General features: G+C 70.6%; 16 protein-coding genes. 14 read left to right on the forward strand and 2 right to left on the reverse strand.

Translation table 11 applies throughout. From position 1 onward, the window contains the following. Positions 1 to 9 precede the first annotated feature (9 nt). The 13 genes from E1212_RS16910 to E1212_RS16970 all read left to right on the forward strand — a co-directional run bounded on the left by E1212_RS16910 (position 10) and on the right by E1212_RS16970 (position 15,856). Positions 10 to 954, forward strand: coding sequence for an NADH-quinone oxidoreductase subunit C (locus E1212_RS16910; RefSeq protein ID WP_131984595.1), 945 nt, complete (start codon positions 10 to 12; stop codon positions 952 to 954). Then, positions 954 to 2,312 (forward strand): NADH-quinone oxidoreductase subunit D, encoded by a 1,359-nt coding sequence (locus E1212_RS16915; RefSeq protein WP_131984518.1) that lies wholly within the window; start codon positions 954 to 956, stop codon positions 2,310 to 2,312. Before E1212_RS16910 ends, E1212_RS16915 begins: the two co-directional genes overlap by 1 nt. Beyond that, entirely contained in the window at positions 2,309 to 3,022 is a 714-nt protein-coding gene (gene nuoE / locus E1212_RS16920) for an NADH-quinone oxidoreductase subunit NuoE (protein ID WP_131984520.1), read from the forward strand. Before E1212_RS16915 ends, nuoE begins: the two co-directional genes overlap by 4 nt. Continuing rightward, the gene (gene nuoF / locus E1212_RS16925; protein ID WP_131984522.1) at positions 3,019 to 4,338 is read left to right on the forward strand and encodes an NADH-quinone oxidoreductase subunit NuoF; all 1,320 of its coding nucleotides are present in this window, start codon (positions 3,019 to 3,021) and stop codon (positions 4,336 to 4,338) included. The genes nuoE and nuoF overlap by 4 nt, the downstream gene beginning before the upstream one ends. Continuing rightward, entirely contained in the window at positions 4,338 to 6,794 is a 2,457-nt protein-coding gene (locus tag E1212_RS16930; RefSeq protein ID WP_131984524.1) for an NADH-quinone oxidoreductase subunit G, read from the forward strand. The genes nuoF and E1212_RS16930 overlap by 1 nt, the downstream gene beginning before the upstream one ends. Further along, on the forward strand, positions 6,791 to 8,104 hold the full coding sequence (nuoH, locus tag E1212_RS16935; protein WP_131984526.1) for an NADH-quinone oxidoreductase subunit NuoH: 1,314 nt from the start codon (positions 6,791 to 6,793) through the stop codon (positions 8,102 to 8,104). The genes E1212_RS16930 and nuoH overlap by 4 nt, the downstream gene beginning before the upstream one ends. Beyond that, positions 8,073 to 8,624, forward strand: coding sequence for an NADH-quinone oxidoreductase subunit NuoI (nuoI, locus tag E1212_RS16940; protein ID WP_131984528.1), 552 nt, complete (start codon positions 8,073 to 8,075; stop codon positions 8,622 to 8,624). The genes nuoH and nuoI overlap by 32 nt, the downstream gene beginning before the upstream one ends. Next, entirely contained in the window at positions 8,624 to 9,478 is an 855-nt protein-coding gene (locus tag E1212_RS16945) for an NADH-quinone oxidoreductase subunit J (RefSeq protein ID WP_131984530.1), read from the forward strand. Before nuoI ends, E1212_RS16945 begins: the two co-directional genes overlap by 1 nt. Beyond that, entirely contained in the window at positions 9,475 to 9,774 is a 300-nt protein-coding gene (gene nuoK, locus E1212_RS16950; protein WP_131984532.1) for an NADH-quinone oxidoreductase subunit NuoK, read from the forward strand. Before E1212_RS16945 ends, nuoK begins: the two co-directional genes overlap by 4 nt. Positions 9,775 to 9,895: 121 nt before the next feature. Then, positions 9,896 to 11,749 (forward strand): NADH-quinone oxidoreductase subunit L, encoded by a 1,854-nt coding sequence (gene nuoL, locus E1212_RS16955; RefSeq protein ID WP_420814388.1) that lies wholly within the window; start codon positions 9,896 to 9,898, stop codon positions 11,747 to 11,749. An 11-nt stretch (positions 11,750 to 11,760) separates the two neighbouring features. Beyond that, the gene (locus E1212_RS16960; RefSeq protein WP_238992377.1) at positions 11,761 to 13,287 is read left to right on the forward strand and encodes an NADH-quinone oxidoreductase subunit M; all 1,527 of its coding nucleotides are present in this window, start codon (positions 11,761 to 11,763) and stop codon (positions 13,285 to 13,287) included. Then, positions 13,284 to 14,810, forward strand: coding sequence for an NADH-quinone oxidoreductase subunit NuoN (gene nuoN / locus E1212_RS16965; RefSeq protein ID WP_131984536.1), 1,527 nt, complete (start codon positions 13,284 to 13,286; stop codon positions 14,808 to 14,810). Before E1212_RS16960 ends, nuoN begins: the two co-directional genes overlap by 4 nt. A gap of 5 nt (positions 14,811 to 14,815) precedes the next feature. Further along, positions 14,816 to 15,856, forward strand: coding sequence for a polyprenyl synthetase family protein (locus E1212_RS16970; protein WP_131984538.1), 1,041 nt, complete (start codon positions 14,816 to 14,818; stop codon positions 15,854 to 15,856). 4 nt (positions 15,857 to 15,860) lie between these two features. Here the strand turns inward: E1212_RS16970 and E1212_RS16975 are convergent, their stop codons facing one another. Beyond that, positions 15,861 to 16,130: a hypothetical protein gene (locus tag E1212_RS16975; protein WP_131984540.1), complete on the reverse strand. Its 270-nt coding sequence runs from the start codon at positions 16,128 to 16,130 to the stop codon at positions 15,861 to 15,863. 81 nt (positions 16,131 to 16,211) lie between these two features. On the opposite strand from E1212_RS16975, the gene E1212_RS16980 reads away from it, so the two are divergent. Beyond that, positions 16,212 to 16,493, forward strand: coding sequence for a GntR family transcriptional regulator (locus E1212_RS16980; protein ID WP_131984542.1), 282 nt, complete (start codon positions 16,212 to 16,214; stop codon positions 16,491 to 16,493). Positions 16,494 to 16,609: 116 nt separating this feature from the next. Here the strand turns inward: E1212_RS16980 and rarD are convergent, their stop codons facing one another. Further along, entirely contained in the window at positions 16,610 to 17,536 is a 927-nt protein-coding gene (gene rarD / locus E1212_RS16985) for an EamA family transporter RarD (RefSeq protein ID WP_203416936.1), read from the reverse strand. Between the last annotated feature and the right edge of the window lie 36 nt (positions 17,537 to 17,572).

Raw genomic sequence — 17,572 nt, forward strand, 5'->3', positions numbered from 1 at the left:
GCGCAGGGCATGACCAGCGGCACGCAGCACCCCGACGACGTCGCGGAGGCCGCGCAGACCCGCTCCGAGTCCAGCCCGGTCGACCAGCCGGGCACGGCCGCCGAGCCCGGCGGCGGACCCGAGCAGCCGTCGAAGGAAGAGGTCACCACGGGCGGCGACGCCCGCCCCGGTGAGCAGGCGCAGACCGAGGACGAGTCGAAGGACGAGGCGGCGCCCGAGGACGCCGAGGAGGCCGCGGCCGAGGAGGAGTCCCTCCCCGCCGAGCCCGAGGGCCCGGCGCTGCCGCCGGAGCACCCGTCGCGGCGCGGCATGTTCGGCTCCTATGGCGGCAGCGGCGACACCTCCGGCTACGGCCGCCTGGTGGTCCGCGACACCAACCCGGTCCGCGGCGGCTCGACCCCGCGGCCGTGGCCCGAGGAGCTGGAGAAGCTCGGCGACGACGTCACCGCCGCCCTGGCCGACGCCGGCAGCACCGACGCCGACGTCTTCGAGAAGGTGCTGGTCGACCGCGGCCAGATCACGTTCTTCGTGAAGCGCGAGAAGCTGGCCGACCTCGCCCGCACGTTCCGCGACGACCCGCAGCTGCGGTTCGAGATGTGCATGGGCGTCAACGGCGTGCACTATCCGGAGGAGATCGGGCGCGAGCTGCACGTCGTCGTCCAGCTGCTCTCGATCACGCACAACCGCCGGGTCAACCTCGAGGTCACCTGCCCCGAGTCCGACCCGCACGTCCCGTCGATCGTCCACACGTACCCCTCGGCCAACTGGCACGAGCGCGAGACGTACGACTTCTTCGGGATCCTCTTCGACGGCCACCCGTCCCTCACGCGCATCCAGATGCCGGACGACTGGCCGGGGCACCCGCAGCGCAAGGACTACCCGCTCGGAGGCATCCCCGTGGAGTACAAGGGCGCGACCATCGCGCCGCCCGACGAGCGGAGGGCGTACAACTGATGAGCCAGCAGGACGTCACCTTCACCCCGGCCGGCGACGACACCGACGACCCGTACGCGGGCGTCCGCGAGACCACCGAGGGCCCCGTCTACACCGTCACCGGCCAGGACTGGGACGACGTGGTCGGCGCGGCCGCCGGCGAGGAGCGCATCGTCGTCAACATGGGCCCGCAGCACCCGTCGACGCACGGCGTGCTCCGGCTCATCCTCGAGCTCGACGGCGAGACGGTCACCGAGGCCCGCTGCGGCATCGGCTACCTGCACACCGGCATCGAGAAGAACATGGAGTACCGGACGTGGACCCAGGGGGTCACGTTCGTGACCCGCATGGACTACCTGTCCCCGTTCTTCAACGAGGCCGCCTACGTGCTGGGCATCGAGAAGCTGCTCGGCATCACCGACGACATCCCGGACCGCGCCAACGTCATTCGCGTCATGATGATGGAGCTCAACCGCATCTCCTCGCACCTGGTCTGCATCGCGACCGGCGGCATGGAGATGGGCGCGCTCACCGTCATGACCAACGGGTTCCGCGAGCGCGAGCGCACGCTCGACCTCTTCGAGCTGATCACCGGGCTGCGCATGAACCACGCGTACATCCGCCCGGGCGGCGTCGCGCAGGACCTCCCGCCGGGTGCGGTCGAGAGCGTCCGCGAGTACCTGCGCTGGATGTGGGACCACATCGGCGAGTACGAGGCGTTCTGCAACGAGAACCCGATCTTCAAGGGCCGCACCGTCGGCGTCGGGTACCTCGACCTCGCCGGCTGCATGGCGCTGGGGATCACCGGCCCGGTGCTGCGCTCGACCGGCCTGCCGTGGGACCTGCGCAAGTCCCAGCCCTACAGCGGTTACGAGACCTACGACTTCGAGGTGCCCACCTGGGACACCAACGACGCCTACGGGCGCTTCCGCGTCCGCATCGAGGAGATGAAGGAGTCGCTGAAGATCGTCGAGCAGTGCCTCGACCGGCTCGAGCCGGGCCCCGTCATGATCGGTGACAAGAAGATCGCCTGGCCGGCGCAGCTGGCCATCGGCAGCGACGGCATGGGCAACTCCCTCGACCACATCCGGCACATCATGGGTGAGTCGATGGAGGCGCTGATCCACCACTTCAAGCTGGTCACCGAGGGCTTCCGGGTCCCGGCCGGCGAGGTGTACGTGCCGATCGAGAGCCCCCGCGGCGAGCTCGGCGCGCACGTGGTGTCCGACGGCGGCACCCGGCCCTGGCGGATGCACTTCCGCGACCCGTCCTTCAACAACCTGCAGGCCGTACCGGCGATGTGCGAGGGTTCCATGGTGGCCGACGTCATCGTGGCCGTCGCGAGCCTCGACCCGGTGATGGGTGGATGTGACCGATGACCGACGTGAACGACGTGAACGACGTACAGGCTGCTCCCGGCCCGCTCGGCGACACCGTCCGGGCCGAGATGGCGCAGATCATCGCCCGGTACCCGGAGCCGCGCTCGGCTCTGCTGCCGATGCTGCACCTCGTGCAGTCGCACCAGGGGTACGTCACCCCTGAGGGCATCGAGCTGTGCGCCGAGGTCCTCGACATCACCGAGGCCGAGGTCGCCGCCGTCGCCACGTTCTACACGATGTACAAGCGCCGGCCCGTCGGCGACTACCACGTCGGCGTCTGCACCAACACGCTCTGCGCGATCATGGGTGGCGACGCCATCTGGGACGACCTGTCCGAGTACCTGGGCGTCGGGCACGACGAGACCACCGACGACGGCAAGGTGTCGCTCGAGCGGGTCGAGTGCAACGCGGCCTGCGACTACGCGCCGGTCATGATGGTCAACTGGGAGTTCATGGACAACCAGACGCCGCAGTCCGCGCGCGAGCTGGTCGACCGCCTCCGCGCCGGCGAGCAGGTCACCTCGACCCGCGGCCCGCGCATCTGCACCTGGAAGCAGGCCGAGCGTGTGCTGGCCGGGTTCCCCGACGAGCTGGCCACCGAGGGCGTCGCCGCCGGCCCGGCCTCGCTGGTGGGTCTGGAGCTGGCACACGAGAACGGCTGGACGGCGCCCGAGGGCGGTCAGCGCGAGCTGGGAGGCAGCACCAAGTGACGACGCTCACCCCTGTCCTGACCGCCCGCTGGGACCAGTCCGACGCGTTCACGCTGCGCAACTACGAGAAGGCCGACGGCTACAAGGCGCTGCGCCGCGCGCTGCAGCGCACGCCCGCCGACATCGTCCAGATCGTGCAGGACTCCGGCCTGCGCGGCCGCGGCGGCGCGGGCTTCCCGACGGGCATGAAGTGGAGCTTCATCCCGGCTCAAGACCCTGCCTCGCCCAAACCGGTGTATCTGGTGGTGAACGCCGACGAGTCCGAGCCGGGCACGTGCAAGGACATCCCGCTGATGATGGCCGACCCGCACGTGCTGGTCGAGGGCGTCATCATCACCGCGTACGCCATCGGCGCCAAGCACGCGTTCATCTACGTGCGCGGCGAGGTGCTGCACGTGTTCCGCCGCGTGCTGAACGCCGTCGCCGAGGCGTACGAGGCCGGCTACCTGGGCCAGAACATCCTGGGCTCCGGGTTCGACCTCGACGTGGTGGTGCACGCCGGCGCCGGCGCGTACATCTGCGGCGAGGAGACCGCGCTGCTGGACTCGCTGGAGGGCCGGCGGGGCCAGCCCCGGCTCAAGCCCCCCTTCCCGGCGGTCGCCGGCCTGTACGCGTCGCCCACTGTCATCAACAACGTCGAGACCATCGCCTCGGTTCCGTCCATCGTGGCCGGTGGCGCGGAGTGGTTCCGCGGCATGGGCAACGAGAAGTCGCCCGGCTACGGCATCTTCTCGCTCTCGGGCCATGTCACGAAGCCGGGCCAGTACGAGGCGCCGCTGGGCATCACGCTGCGCGAGCTGCTCGACATGGCCGGCGGCATCCGGGCCGGTCACGAGCTGAAGTTCTGGACGCCCGGCGGCTCGTCGACGCCCATGCTGACGGCCGAGCACATCGACGTCCCGCTCGACTTCGAGGGCATGGCCGGCGTGGGCTCGCTGCTCGGCACCCGCGCGCTGCAGATCTTCGACGACACCACGTGCGTCGTGCGCGCCACCGAGCGGTGGATCGAGTTCTACAAGCACGAGTCCTGCGGCAAGTGCACGCCCTGCCGCGAGGGCTTCTGGTGGATGGTGCAGATCCTCGAGCGCCTCGAGAAGGGCGACGGCACCGAAGCCGACCTGGACAAGCTGCTGGACATGAGCGATAACATCGCTGGCCGCTCGTTCTGTGCACTCGCCGACGGCGGGGTGGCGCCGGTGGTCTCGTCCATCCAGCATTTCCGCGACGAGTACATCGCCCACTTCGAGCACGGCGGCTGCCCGTTCGACCCGGCCGCCTCGACGCTCTTCGCGCAGGAACTGGGGGCCAAGGCCTGATGACCGTGACGACCAACTCCACGTCCGACGCCGTGGAGCCGCAGCCGAACCTGGTGACGGTCACCATCGACGGCTTCGAGGTGAGCGTTCCCGAGGGCACGCTGGTCATCCGCGCCGCCGAGCTCATCGGCATCCAGATCCCGCGGTTCTGCGACCACCCGCTGCTCGAGCCCGTCGGCGCCTGCCGCCAGTGCATGGTCGAGGTGCCCGACATGGGCAACGGCCGCGGCATGCCCAAGCCGCAGGCGTCCTGCACGCTCACGGTCGCCCCGGGCATGGTGATCAACACCCAGTTCTCCTCGCCGGTCGCCGACAAGGCGCAGCAGGGGATCATGGAGTTCCTGCTGATCAACCACCCGCTCGACTGCCCCGTCTGCGACAAGGGCGGCGAGTGCCCGCTGCAGAACCAGGCGATGAGCAACGGCCGCGGCGACTCCCGCTACGAGGGCAAGAAGCGGACCTTCCCGAAGCCGATCAACATCTCCGCGCAGGTCCTGCTCGACCGCGAGCGGTGCGTCTTGTGCGCCCGGTGCACCCGGTTCTCCAAGGAGATCGCCGGCGACCCGTTCATCGAGCTGCTCGAACGCGGCTCGCTGCAGCAGGTCGGCATCTACGAGAAGGAGCCGTTCGAGAGCTACTTCTCCGGCAACACCATTCAGATCTGCCCGGTCGGCGCGCTGACCAGCGCGGCGTACCGGTTCCGGTCCCGCCCGTTCGATCTGGTGTCGGTCCCGTCGGTCGCCGAGCACGACGCGTGCGGCAGCGCGATCCGCGTCGACCACCGCCGCGACACGGTCATGCGCCGGCTGGCCGGCGACGACCCCGAAGTCAACGAGGAGTGGATCACCGACAAGGACCGCTTCGCGTTCCGCTGGTCCACGCTCGACGACCGCATCACGCACCCGCTGGTCCGCGACGAGGAGACCGGCGAGCTGGTCGCGGCGTCGTGGCCCGAGGCGCTGACGCTGGCATCGCAGGGCCTGGCCCGCTCGCGCGACGCCGGCGGCGTCGGCGTCCTCACCGGCGGCCGGCTGACGCTCGAGGACGCTTACGCCTACGCGAAGTTCGCGCGGGTGGCGCTGGACACCAACGACATCGACTTCCGCGCGCGGCCGCACTCGGCCGAGGAGGCCGGGTTCCTGGGGTCGGTGGCCGGTTCGGGCCTGGGTGTCACGTTCACCGACGTCGAGAACGCGCCCGCGGTGCTGCTCATCGGGCTGGAGCCCGAGGAAGAGGCCGGCGCGCTGTTCCTGCGGCTGCGCAAGGCCAACCGCAAGAACGGCACGCAGGTGCACGCCGTCGCGCCGTTCGCCACCCGGGGCCTGACGAAGACCGGCGGCACGCTGCTGCCGGCCGCGCCGGGCACCGAGCCGGAGATCCTCAACGCCATCACGCTGGGCGACGACCGCGTCGCCTACCTGGGCGAGGCGCTGCGCAAGAAGGGCGCCGTCATCCTCATCGGCTCGCGGCTGGCGACCATCCCGGGCGCGCTGTCCGCCGCTACCCGCGTCGCCACCGTCACCGGCGCCCGGCTGGCCTGGGTGCCGCGCCGGGCCGGCGAGCGCGGTGCGCTCGAGGCCGGCGCTCTGCCGACCCTGCTGCCCGGCGGCCGGCCGGTGTCGGACCCGGAGGCCCGGGTCGACGTCGCCGCCGCCTGGTCCGTCGACACGCTCCCGTCGCTGCCCGGGCGCGACACCACCGGCATCCTGGCCGCGCTGACCAGCGGCGTGCTGGCCGGCGCACTGGTGGCCGGCGTCGAGCTGGCCGACCTGCCGGACCCGGCCGCCGCGAAGCGCGCGCTCGAGTCCGCCGGCTTCGTCGTCAGCCTCGAGGTCCGCCACAGCGAGGTCACCGAGCTCGCCGACATCGTGCTGCCGGTCGCGCCGCCGGTCGAGAAGGCCGGCACGTTCCTCAACTGGGAGGGCCGAGCCCGGCCGTTCCCCGCGGTGCTCGCGCAGACGCCGTCGCTCAGCGACGCCGCCGTGCTCGACGCCATCGCACGCGAGCTGGGCATCCGGCTGGGCGTACGCGACGTCGACGACGCCCGCGCCGAGATCGCCGAGCTCGGCGCCTGGGACGGCGCACGGCCCGAGTCCACCGACACCCCGCCCGCCGGCCCGCCGCGACCCGGCGAGCGCGAGGCGGTGCTGGCCACCTGGAAGCTCATGCTCGACGGCGGCCGGCTGCAGGACGGCGAGCCGCACCTCGCGGCGACGGCGAAGAAGGCCGAGGCGCGCATCTCGGCCGGCACCGCCGCGGAGGTGGGCGTCGCCGACGGCGACTGGCTCACCGTCCGGACGACGGCCGGCCAGGTCAGCGTCCCGGTGCGGGTGACGGACATGCCCGACCGCGTGGTCTGGCTGCCGGAGAACTCGAACGGCACGACGCTGCAGCGGTCGCTGGGCGCCGGCGCCGGTTCCGTGGTCGAGCTCGCAGGTGGAGGTGCCCCCGCATGATCGGCTTGTCCGCAGACACCAACGCGAACGAGATCGCCGGCTTCGGCAGCGACCCGTGGTGGATCATCGCCATCAAGGTCGTGGCGATCTTCGTGCTGCTGATCCTGCTGACGCTGTTCAACATCGTCTTCGAGCGCAAGGTCGTGGCGCGCATGCAGCACCGCCTCGGCCCGAACCGCACCGGCCCCAAGGGCTGGCTGCAGAGTCTGGCCGACGGCACCAAGCTGATGTTCAAGGAGGACATCATCCCGAAGGCGGCCGACAAGGTCGTCTACGTCCTCGCGCCCATCGTCGCGCTGGTGCCGTCGTTCCTCATCCTCGCGGTCATCCCCATGGGCCCCGAGGTCTCGATCTTCGGCACCGAGACCCGGCTGCAGCTCACCGACCTCCCGGTCGCCGTGCTGTTCACCCTGGCCATCGCCTCGGTCGGCGTCTACGGCCTGATGCTGGCCGGCTGGTCCAGCGGCTCGACCTACCCGCTGCTCGGCGGCCTGCGCTCGACCGCCCAGGTCATCTCGTACGAGCTGGTCATGGGGCTGTCGTTCGTCGGGGTGTTCCTGTTCGCCGGCACCATGTCGACCTCGGGCATCGTCGCGGAGCAGGAGCGGCTCTGGTACGGCATCATCCTGCTGCCGTCGTTCCTCATCTACCTCATCTCGATGGTCGGCGAGACCAACCGGGCGCCGTTCGACCTCCCCGAGGCCGAGGGCGAGCTGGTGGCCGGCTGGGGCACGGAGTACTCGTCGTTCAAGTACGCCATGTTCTTCCAGGCCGAGTACTTCAACATGGTCAACGTCTCGGCCATCGCCACCACGCTGTTCCTGGGCGGCTGGCGCGCGCCATGGCCCATCTCCGCCATCAACGACGGCATGTTCAACACCGGCTGGTGGCCGCTGCTGTGGTTCCTCGGCAAGGTCGTCCTGCTGATCTTCATCTTCATCTGGCTGCGCGGCACGCTGCCGCGGCTGCGCTACGACCAGTTCATGCACTTCTGCTGGAAGGTGCTGCTGCCGATCTCGCTGGTCTGGATCGTCGCGGTGGCCGGCATGCGACTGGCGTTCAACGAGGGCCTCGAGCGCAACCAGATCCTCCTGTACGGCGGCATCGTCGTCGCGGTGCTGCTGATCGGCAGCCTGCTGATCCCGGAGAAGAAGACGCCGGCCGAGCCGGAGCCCGAGGAGCGCGAGTTCGACGCGTTCGCGGGCGGCCACCCGGTGCCGCCGATGCCGGGCCAGGAGTTCGTGGCGGCCCGCATCCCCGCGGCCACCACCCAGACCGATGACCGTACCGAGGAGAGCAGTCGTGCCTAAGTTCCTCGACCCGGTGGCAGGCTTCGGGGTCACGTTCCGCAACGTGTTCCGCAAGCCGGTCACCGAGCAGTACCCGGAGCAGCCGCACCCGGTGGCGCCGCGGTTCCACGGGCGGCACCAGCTCAACCGGCACCCCGACGGCCTCGAGAAGTGCGTCGGGTGCGAGCTGTGCGCCTGGGCGTGCCCCGCCGACGCCATCTACGTCGAGGGCGCCTCCAACACCGACGACGAGCGCTTCTCGCCCGGTGAGCGGTACGGCCGCGTCTATCAGATCAACTACCTGCGCTGCATCCTCTGCGGGCTGTGCATCGAGGCGTGCCCCACGCGGGCGCTCACGATGACCAACGAGTACGAGCTGGCCGACCACACGCGCGAGAGCCTCATCTACGAGAAGAAGGACCTGCTCGCGCCGCTGCTGCCCGGCATGGAGGAGCCGCCGCACCCCATGCGGCTCGGCGACGACGAGCGCGACTACTACCTCGGCGCGGGCATCGGCCGCTCCACCGGCGAGGGGGCGTGATGGGCGAGGCAGCCCTGTTCTGGATCATGGCGCCGATCGCCGTGCTGGGCGCGCTCGGCCTGGTGCTCTCGCGCAAGGCCGTCCACGGCGCCCTGAGCCTGGCCGTCACGATGATCTCGCTGGCGCTGTTCTACATCGCCCAGGAGGCGGCGTTCCTCGGCGTCGTGCAGATCGTCGTCTACACCGGCGCCATCATGATGCTGTTCCTCTTCGTGATCATGCTGGTCGGCGTCGACTCGTCGGACTCGCGGGTCGAGACGATCCGCAACCAGCGGGCAGCGGCGACGCTCGCCGTGCTCGGTGTCATCGTCCTGCTGACGGCGGTGACGGTGCGGGCCACCCTGCCCGAGGAGCCGGCCGGGCTCACGCAGGCGACGCCCGACGGCAACGTCGCGGCCATCGCCGACCTGATCTTCGGCACCTACGTCTGGGCCTTCGAGGTGGTGGCCGCGCTGCTGATCACCGCCGCCGTCGGCGCCATGACGCTGACCCACCGCGAGCGGATCTTCAACCGGCCGACGCAGAAGGAACTGTCCATCAAGCGGTTCTCCGAGGGCGCACCCGGCGATGCGGCCGGACTGCCGGTCCCGGGCGTCTACGCGCGGCACAACGCCGTCGACACCCCGGCCCTGCTGCCCGACGGCACCCCGAGCGAGGCGTCGATCAACCGGGTGCTGGTGGCGCGCGGCGCGGCCCGCTCGACCGAGGAGTTCAGGCACCGCCCGACTCCGGCCGACATCGAGGCAGGTGCGACCGAGACACGCTCCTCCGTCGAGGGAGAAGGTCGGTTGGCGAGCGACGCCGACGAGCCGGCCGCCGGTGACGACGACACCACCGGAGGTGAGCGCGCATGAACCCGACCAACTACCTGGTGCTGTCGGTCATCCTCTTCTCGATCGGCGCGGCCGGCGTGCTGGTCCGGCGCAACGCGCTGGTGGCGTTCATGTCCGTGGAGCTCATGCTCAACGCGGCCAACCTCGCGTTCGTCACCTTCGCCCGGATGCACGGCAACCTCGACGGCCAGATCGTCGCGTTCTTCGTCATGGTCGTGGCCGCGGCCGAGGTCGTCGTCGGGCTGGCCATCATCGTGACGATCTTCCGAACTCGCAGGTCCGCGTCGGTCGACGACGCCAGCCTGCTGAAGCTCTGACGGGCGTGAGGAACCAGTGACTTCCACACTCAGCGCGCTGGCGACGGCTGTCGCCACCGAGGGCGGGCACGGCGGCGGCCAGGCGGTCGCCGAGGCCACCGGCGTCTTCGACCTCACCTGGCTGCTCATCGCGTTCCCGCTGCTGGGCGCCGCGATCCTGCTGCTCGGCGGGCGGCGCACCGACAAGGTCGGCCACCTCATCGGCTGCGGGGCGTCCATCGCCTCGTTCGTCATGGGCGTGGTGCTCTTCGCCGCCATGCTCGGCGAGCCCTCCGACGGCCGCGCGTTCACGTCGCAGCTCTGGGAGTACGTCAACGCCGGCGGCTACACCGTCGACGTGAGCCTGCTGCTGGACCAGCTGTCCATCTCGTTCGTGCTGCTGATCACCGGTGTCGGGTCGCTGATCCACGTCTACTCGATCGGCTACATGGAGCACGACGAGCGGCGCCGCCGGTTCTTCGGCTACCTGAACCTGTTCGTCGCGGCGATGCTGCTGCTGGTGCTGGCCGCGGACTACCTGGTGCTGTTCATCGGCTGGGAGGGCGTCGGCCTGGCGTCGTACCTGCTCATCGGGTTCTGGCAGCACAAGAACTCGGCGGCCGTGGCGGCCAAGAAGGCGTTCGTCGTCAACCGCGTCGGCGACATGGGCATGGTGCTCGCGATGTCGTCGATGGTCCTGGTCTTCGGCTCGACGGCGTTCGACGTGGTGTTCGCCTCGGCCGAGGGCGCCTCGACCGGCTGGGTCACCGCCATCGGCCTGTTCCTGCTGCTCGGCGCCTGCGGCAAGTCCGCGCAGTTCCCGCTGCAGTCCTGGCTGCTGGACGCCATGGAGGGCCCGACCCCGGTGTCGGCGCTCATCCACGCGGCGACCATGGTCACCGCCGGCGTCTACCTGATCGTCCGGTCCGCCGCGATCTACGACCTCGCGCCCGACGCGCGCACCGCCGTCGTCATCGTCGGCGCCATCACGCTGCTGATGGGTGCGATCATCGGTTGCGCCAAGGACGACATCAAGAAGGCGCTGGCCGGCTCGACCATGAGCCAGATCGGCTACATGACGCTGGCGGCCGGCCTCGGCCCGGCCGGGTACGCATTCGCGATCTTCCACCTGCTGACGCACGGCTTCTTCAAGGCCAACATGTTCCTCGGCGCCGGCTCGGTGATGCACGGCATGCACGACGAGGTGAACATGCGCCGCTACGGCGGGCTGCGCATCGCCATGCCGGTCACGTTCATCACCTTCGCCATGGGCTACCTGGCCATCATCGGCATCCCGCCGTTCGCCGGGTACTTCTCCAAGGACAAGATCATCGAGGCGGCGTTCGCGGACAACTGGATCACCGGCCTGGCCACGCTGCTCGGCGCCGGCATCACCGCGTTCTACATGACCCGCCTCATGCTGATGACGTTCTTCGGCAACCGCCGCTGGAAGCAGAGCGAGCCGCCGCACGAGTCGCCGTCGGTCATGACCGCGCCGCTGTGGGCGCTGGCCTTCCTGTCGGTGGTCGGCGGGTTCGCGCTGCTGTACTTCGGCGCCGGCATCGTCGACTGGCTCGCGCCGGTCACCGGCGAGGAGCACCACGAGCTGCCGATGCCGCTCTGGCTGCTCATCACCATCACGCTCGCCACCGTCGTCGCCGGCGTCGCCGTCGCGTGGCTCATGTACGGCCGCCGCGCCGTCCGCGAGGACGTGCCGGCCGGCAGCCCGCTCACCGTCGCCGCCCGCAACGACCTGTACGGCGACGCGTTCAACGAGGCGGTCTTCATGCGGCCGGGGCAGTACCTGACCCGCTCGCTGGTCTACTTCGAGAACCGGGGCGTCGACGGCGCCGTGGTCGGCACGGCCACCGCCTTCGGCGGCCTGTCGTCCCGGCTGAGGCGCCTGCAGACCGGTTTCGTCCGTTCCTATGCCGTGACGATGCTCGGCGGCGTCGGCGTCGTCGTGCTGGCCATGCTGGTAGTGAGGCTGCCGTGACCTTTCCCTGGTTGACCACGCTCATCGCGCTGCCGGCGCTGGGGGCGGTGCTGACCGCCCTGGTGCCGTCCGGGCGGGGCACGCTCGCCAAGCAGGTCGCGACGGGCGCCGCCCTGGTGACGCTCGTCATCGGCGCGCTGATCAGCATCCAGTTCCTCTTCGACGTCGACATGGGCGTCGAGGCGGAGACCTACGAGTGGATCCCCGAGTTCGGGGCCTCGTGGGCGCTGGACGTCAACGGCATCAGCCTCGCGCTGGTCGCGCTGACGGTGCTGGCGACGCCGATCGTCGCGCTGGCCATGTGGCACGAGGCCGAGGACGAGAAGCGCGACCCGAAGGCGTTCTTCGCGCTGCTGCTGGCGGTCGAGGCGCTGACGCTCACGGCCTTCCTCGCGCAGGACGTGCTGCTGTTCTACGTCGTGTTCGAAGCCATGCTGATCCCGCTGTACTTCATGATCGGCATGTACGGCGGCCCGCAGCGCCGCTACGCGGCCGTGAAGTTCCTGCTCTACAACCTGGTCGGCGGGCTGGCCATGCTGGCCGCGGTCATCGGGCTGTACGTGCAGTCGATCGACGCGGGCGACCCGTCGTTCTTCCTGCCCGACCTCGTCGCGCTCGACATCGACACCACCACCCAGTGGTGGCTGTTCCTCGGCTTCATGCTCGCGTTCGCCATCAAGGCGCCGCTCTGGCCGTTCCACACCTGGCTGCCCGACGCGGCGGCCGAGGCGACGCCGGCGAACGCGGCGTTCCTCTCCGGCGTGGCCGACAAGGTCGGCACCTACGGCATGATCGCGCTGGTCCTGCCGCTGTTCCCGGACGCGTCGCGCGACGCCGCGCCGGTCATCGTCGTGCTCGCGGTCGTCAGCATCATCTACGGCGCGCTGCTGGCCATCGGCCAGACCGATATGAAGCGGCTCATCGGCTACACGTCGATCTCGCACTTCGGCTTCATCGTGCTGGGCATCTTCGCGCTGACCGGCCAGGCCGCCACCGGCGCGACGTTCTACATGGTGAACCACGGGCTGTCGACCATCGCGCTGTTCGTGGTCGTCGGCTTCCTCGTCAGCCGGCGCGGCTCGCGGCAGGTCGACGACTTCGGCGGCGTGCAGAAGCCGGCGCCGAAGCTGGCCGGCGTGTTCCTGTTCGCCGGCCTCTCCGGGCTGGCGCTGCCGCCGCTGTCGACGTTCCTGTCCGAGTTCCTGGTCATCTCCGGGACGTTCCTGCGCTACCGGCCGGCCGCCATCGTGGCGACGCTGGGCATCGTGCTGTCGGCGCTCTACATCCTGTGGCTCTACCAGCGAACGATGACAGGACCCGTCCGACCAGCAGTTGAAGGCATGCCCGACCTGCGCACCCGCGAGGTCGCCGTCGTCGCCCCGCTGATCGCGCTGCTGGTGGTCGTCGGCTTCTTCCCGAAGCCGCTGACCGACGCCATCGACGAGGCCGTCGGGCCGACGCTCGTCGAAGTCGGCGTCGAAGAACCCGAGCCGCTGGCTCCCGTCGCTGAACACGTCGAGGAAGGGACTGGCCGGTGAACGCCCCGACCATCGAGTACGCCGAGCTCGCGCCGCTCATCACGATCTTCGGCGCCGCCGTCATCGGCGTGCTGATCGAGGCGTTCGTCCCGCGGAAGGTCCGGCACCCGGTCCAGGTGGCGGTGGCGCTGCTGGCCCTGGTGGCCGCGCTGGTCCAGGTCATCCTGCTGGCCGGCACCGGCATGGTCGCCGCGGTCGGCGCCGTCGCCGTCGACGGTCCCGCACTGTTCCTGCAAGGCACCATCCTGGTGCTGGCGATCATCAGCGTGGCGTTCTTCGCCGAGCGGCGGCTCGAGGCCGGCGGCGACGCGTTCGCCCCCGCCGCCTCGACGCTGCCGGGCAGCGAGGAGGAGCGGATCCTCGTCCGCGAGCGGATGCTGCAGACCGAGGTCTACCCGCTGGCGCTGTTCGCCGTCGGCGGCATGCTGCTCTTCCCGGCCGCCAACGACCTGCTGATGCTGTTCATCGCGCTGGAGGTCATGTCGCTGCCGCTGTACCTGCTGTGCGGCATGGCCCGCCGGCGCCGGCTGCTCTCGCAGGAGGCCGCGCTCAAGTACTTCCTGCTGGGCGCGTTCTCGTCGGCGATCTTCCTGTTCGGCATGGCGTTCGTCTACGGCTACGCCGGCACGCTGCGCTTCGGCGAGATCTCCGAGGCGCTGACGGCGAACATCGGCCAGGACGGCATCCTGCTGGCCGGTGTCGGGCTGATGGCGGTGGGCCTGCTGTTCAAGGTCGGCGCGGTGCCGTTCCACTCGTGGACGCCCGACGTCTATCAGGGCGCGCCGACGCCCGTCACCGGGTTCATGGCCGCCTGCACCAAGCTGGCCGCGTTCGGCGCCATGGTGCGGCTGTTCTACGTCGCGTTCGGCGGCATGCGCACCGACTGGCAGCCCATGCTGTGGGCCGTCGCCATCGCCACCATGCTGGTCGGCGCCGTCGTCGCCCTGACGCAGACCGACATCAAGCGGATGCTCGCCTACTCGTCCATCGCGCACGCCGGCTTCGTGCTGACGGCCATGGTGGCGGCCGACCAGACCGCCACCGCGGCGATCCTGTTCTACCTCGCCACCTACGGCATCGCGACGCTCGGCGCGTTCGCCGTCGTCACGCTGGTCCGCGACTCCGGCGGCGAGGCCACGCACCTGGCCAAGTGGGCCGGGCTCGGGCGGCGCTCGCCGGTGCTGGCGGCGACGTTCGCGCTGTTCCTGCTCGCGTTCGCCGGCATCCCGCTCACCAGCGGCTTCGTCGGCAAGCTGTCGGTGTTCACGGCGGCCATCGACGGCGGCGCCGCCCCGCTGGTCGTGGTCGGCGTCATCGCCAGCGCCATCGCGGCGTTCTTCTACGTGCGGGTCATCGTGCTGATGTTCTTCAGCGACCCCGCGCCGGAGGGCCCGACGGTGGCCGTGCCGAGCCTGTGGACGGCGGTCGGCATCACCCTGGGCGCCGCGGCCACACTGCTGCTGGGCATCGTGCCCGGTCCGCTGCTGGACCTGGCGCAGCAGGCGTCGTTGTTCGTTCGTTAGAGTGGATGCTCCTGCTGGGTGAACGTGCCCGGCTGACTGGGGAGGGGCCGGGTGTGAGCAGCGGTCTGGGCATTCCGTCCGTCGACGCGGCACTCGAGGCGGCCATCAGCGCGGGCCTCGACGACGTCGAGGCGCGGTTGCTGGCGGCGGTGAAGACCGACGACGCCATGCTCAGTGAGAGCTCGCGACACCTGGCCCAGGCCGGCGGCAAGCGGTTCCGGCCCATGCTCACGCTGCTGGCGGCCGGCTTCGGCGACATCGACGCCCCCAAGGTCGTGCCGGCCGCCGTCGTCGTCGAGCTCACCCACGTCGGCACGCTCTACCACGACGACGTCATGGACGAGGCGCAGCTGCGGCGGGGCGCGGTCAGCGCCAACGCGCGCTGGGGCAACAGCGTCGCCATCCTCACCGGCGACTACCTCTTCGCCTGCGCCTCGGACCTGCTGGCCGACCTCGGGCCCGAGTCGGTGCGCATCCAGGCGCGCACCTTCCAGCGGCTGGTGCACGGCCAGCTGCACGAGACGCTCGGCCCGCGCGACGGCGAGGACCCCGTCGCGCACTACCTGTCGGTGCTCTCGGACAAGACGGCCTCGCTCATCGCGGCGTCGACACGCCTCGGCTCGCTGCACGCCGGCGTCGACCCGTCGCAGGTCGAGGTGCTCGGCCAGTTCGGCGAGCGCATCGGCATGGCCTTCCAGCTGGCTGACGACCTCCTCGACATCGTGGGCTCCGAGCGGCTGTCGGGCAAGACGCCCGGCACCGACCTGCGCGAGGGCGTGGCCACGCTGCCGGTGCTGTATGCCCGCCGAGCCGCCCGGCCGGGCGACGAGCGGCTGCTGTCGCTGCTCTCGGGCCCGGTGGCCGACGACTCCGACCACGCCGAGGCGCTCGAGCTGCTGCGCGCTCACCCGGCCATGGCCGAGGCCTCCTCCGACGTCCGCCGCTGGGCCGACGACGCCCGCGCCACCCTGGACGCGCTGCCGGACCTGCCGGCCCGCGTCGCCCTGCACGCGCTCTGCGACTCCGTCGTCACGCGGATGTCCTGAGCCTTCACGCCGTCCGGGCCAGGACGGCGGCCGGTGGCGGCGGGGTCCGCCGGATGCGGCACAGGTAGCCGTCGGTCGCCGGCATCCAGCCGCCGAGCCGTTCGAACCCGAGGTCGCGCAGCGTGACGTCCCAGCCACGCGTGCCGACGGTGCCGTAGGGCAGTGGGCGGTTGGCGACGGTGACGCCGTCCTGATCCGTGACGACGATCTCGTCCAGCAGCCGTGCGGGCGGCCGGCTCCAGAGCAGCCAGCCGGTCAAGGTCTCCTCCTGCATGTGATGACTTTACGTGGCACTGTAGACCTTTGTATAGCTCAGCGTCTTTGTGCAGGTCAGTAGAGCTTCTATCGTGGACGCATGGGTGAGGTCGCGGAGTTCCGGCCGCAGGGGCACGAGCTCCTGTACGTCGCCATCGCCGACCACATCACGGCCCGCATCGACGCCGGCGAGCTCAAGCCCGGCGCCCGGCTCGCTCCCGAACGCGACCTCGCCGTCGAGTACGGCGTCGCCTACCTCACGGTCCGGCGAGCCATGGTCGAGCTGCGCGAGCGCGGCCGCATCCTCACCGTCCACGGCAAGGGCACCTTCGTCGCCCCCGACCAGCCCCGGCAGACACCTGACCCTCGCCGATCTCCATGATCATCAAGGTTTCGGGCTGTGGTAGCGACTGTCTCCGGAACACACAGCTGTGGTAGCGACCCGTTTCCTTGATGATCAAGGATGCCCGATCGGCCCGGAGCAGGGACGGGCGGAGCTCAGCGCGCGGCGGTGGCGGCGGGGTCGAGGACCAGCCGGTCCAGCGCGGCACGGCGCTCGCGCCGGCGGCGTACCAGCACCTCGGCCGTCAGCACGACGAGGGCCAGCCAGATCAGCGCGAACCCGACCCAGCGCACCGGCGGCACGGTCTCGCGGTAGACCAGCACGCCGAGCAGGAACTGCAGCGTGGGCGTCAGGTACTGCAGCGTGCCGAGTGTCGTCAGCGGCACCCGGACCGCCGCCGCACCGAAGCAGAGCAGCGGCACGGCCGTCACGATGCCGCATCCGGCCAGCAGCAGGGTCGTGCCCCAGCCGGCCGACACGAAGTCGCCGGCATCGGTCGCGCCCAGCACCAGCAGATAGGCCAGGCAGGGCACGAACAGGACTGCGGTCTCGACGGCGAGGCTCTCGACGGCGTCGACGTTGGCCTTCTTCTTGACCAGGCCGTAGGCGCCGAACGAGAACGCGAGCGTCAGCGCGATCCACGGCGGGCGGCCGTAGTCGACGGTGAGGACGACGACGGCGACCAGGGCCAGCCCGAGCGCCGACCACTGCAGCCACCGCAGCCGCTCGCCGAAGACCAGGACGCCGAGCAGCACCGTCACCAGCGGGTTGATGAAGTAGCCGAGTGCGGTCTCGACGATGTGGTCGTTGTTGACCGCCCAGATGTAGACGCCCCAGTTGACGCAGATGAGCAGCGCCGCCAGCGTCAGCAGGCCGTATGCCCGCCGGCCCAGGGTCCGCAGGCGGCCGACGTGGCGCACCACGGCGAGCAGCCCGAGCACCAGCACCAGCGACCAGACCACCCGATGCGCCAGGATCTCGATGGCGCCGGTCTCGTCCAGCAGCTTGATGTAGAGCGGGAAGATGCCCCACAACGCATACGCACCGACGCCGTACAGGACGCCGGACCGGGAGCCGCTCACCAGGGCATGCTACGGCTTGCCAGCAACCACCGCGCG

It is taken from the genome of Jiangella ureilytica (assembly GCF_004348545.1).
Classification (GTDB): domain Bacteria; phylum Actinomycetota; class Actinomycetes; order Jiangellales; family Jiangellaceae; genus Jiangella; species Jiangella ureilytica.

Excerpts from the sequence above, each read along its gene's own strand:
- E1212_RS16980 (WP_131984542.1), top strand. The coding sequence starts at position 16,212 with ATGGGTGAGGTCGCGGAGTTCCGGCCGCAGGGGCACGAGCTCCTGTAC.
- nuoE (WP_131984520.1), top strand. The coding sequence starts at position 2,309 with ATGACCGACGTGAACGACGTGAACGACGTACAGGCTGCTCCCGGCCCG.
- nuoI (WP_131984528.1), top strand. The coding sequence starts at position 8,073 with ATGACCGTACCGAGGAGAGCAGTCGTGCCTAAGTTCCTCGACCCGGTG.
- E1212_RS16945 (WP_131984530.1), top strand. The coding sequence starts at position 8,624 with ATGGGCGAGGCAGCCCTGTTCTGGATCATGGCGCCGATCGCCGTGCTG.
- nuoK (WP_131984532.1), top strand. The coding sequence starts at position 9,475 with ATGAACCCGACCAACTACCTGGTGCTGTCGGTCATCCTCTTCTCGATC.
- E1212_RS16915 (WP_131984518.1), top strand. The coding sequence starts at position 954 with ATGAGCCAGCAGGACGTCACCTTCACCCCGGCCGGCGACGACACCGAC.
- E1212_RS16970 (WP_131984538.1), top strand. The coding sequence starts at position 14,816 with ATGCTCCTGCTGGGTGAACGTGCCCGGCTGACTGGGGAGGGGCCGGGT.
- E1212_RS16975 (WP_131984540.1), bottom strand. The coding sequence starts at position 16,130 with ATGCAGGAGGAGACCTTGACCGGCTGGCTGCTCTGGAGCCGGCCGCCC.
- nuoH (WP_131984526.1), top strand. The coding sequence starts at position 6,791 with ATGATCGGCTTGTCCGCAGACACCAACGCGAACGAGATCGCCGGCTTC.
- E1212_RS16930 (WP_131984524.1), top strand. The coding sequence starts at position 4,338 with ATGACCGTGACGACCAACTCCACGTCCGACGCCGTGGAGCCGCAGCCG.
- E1212_RS16910 (WP_131984595.1), top strand. The coding sequence starts at position 10 with ATGACCAGCGGCACGCAGCACCCCGACGACGTCGCGGAGGCCGCGCAG.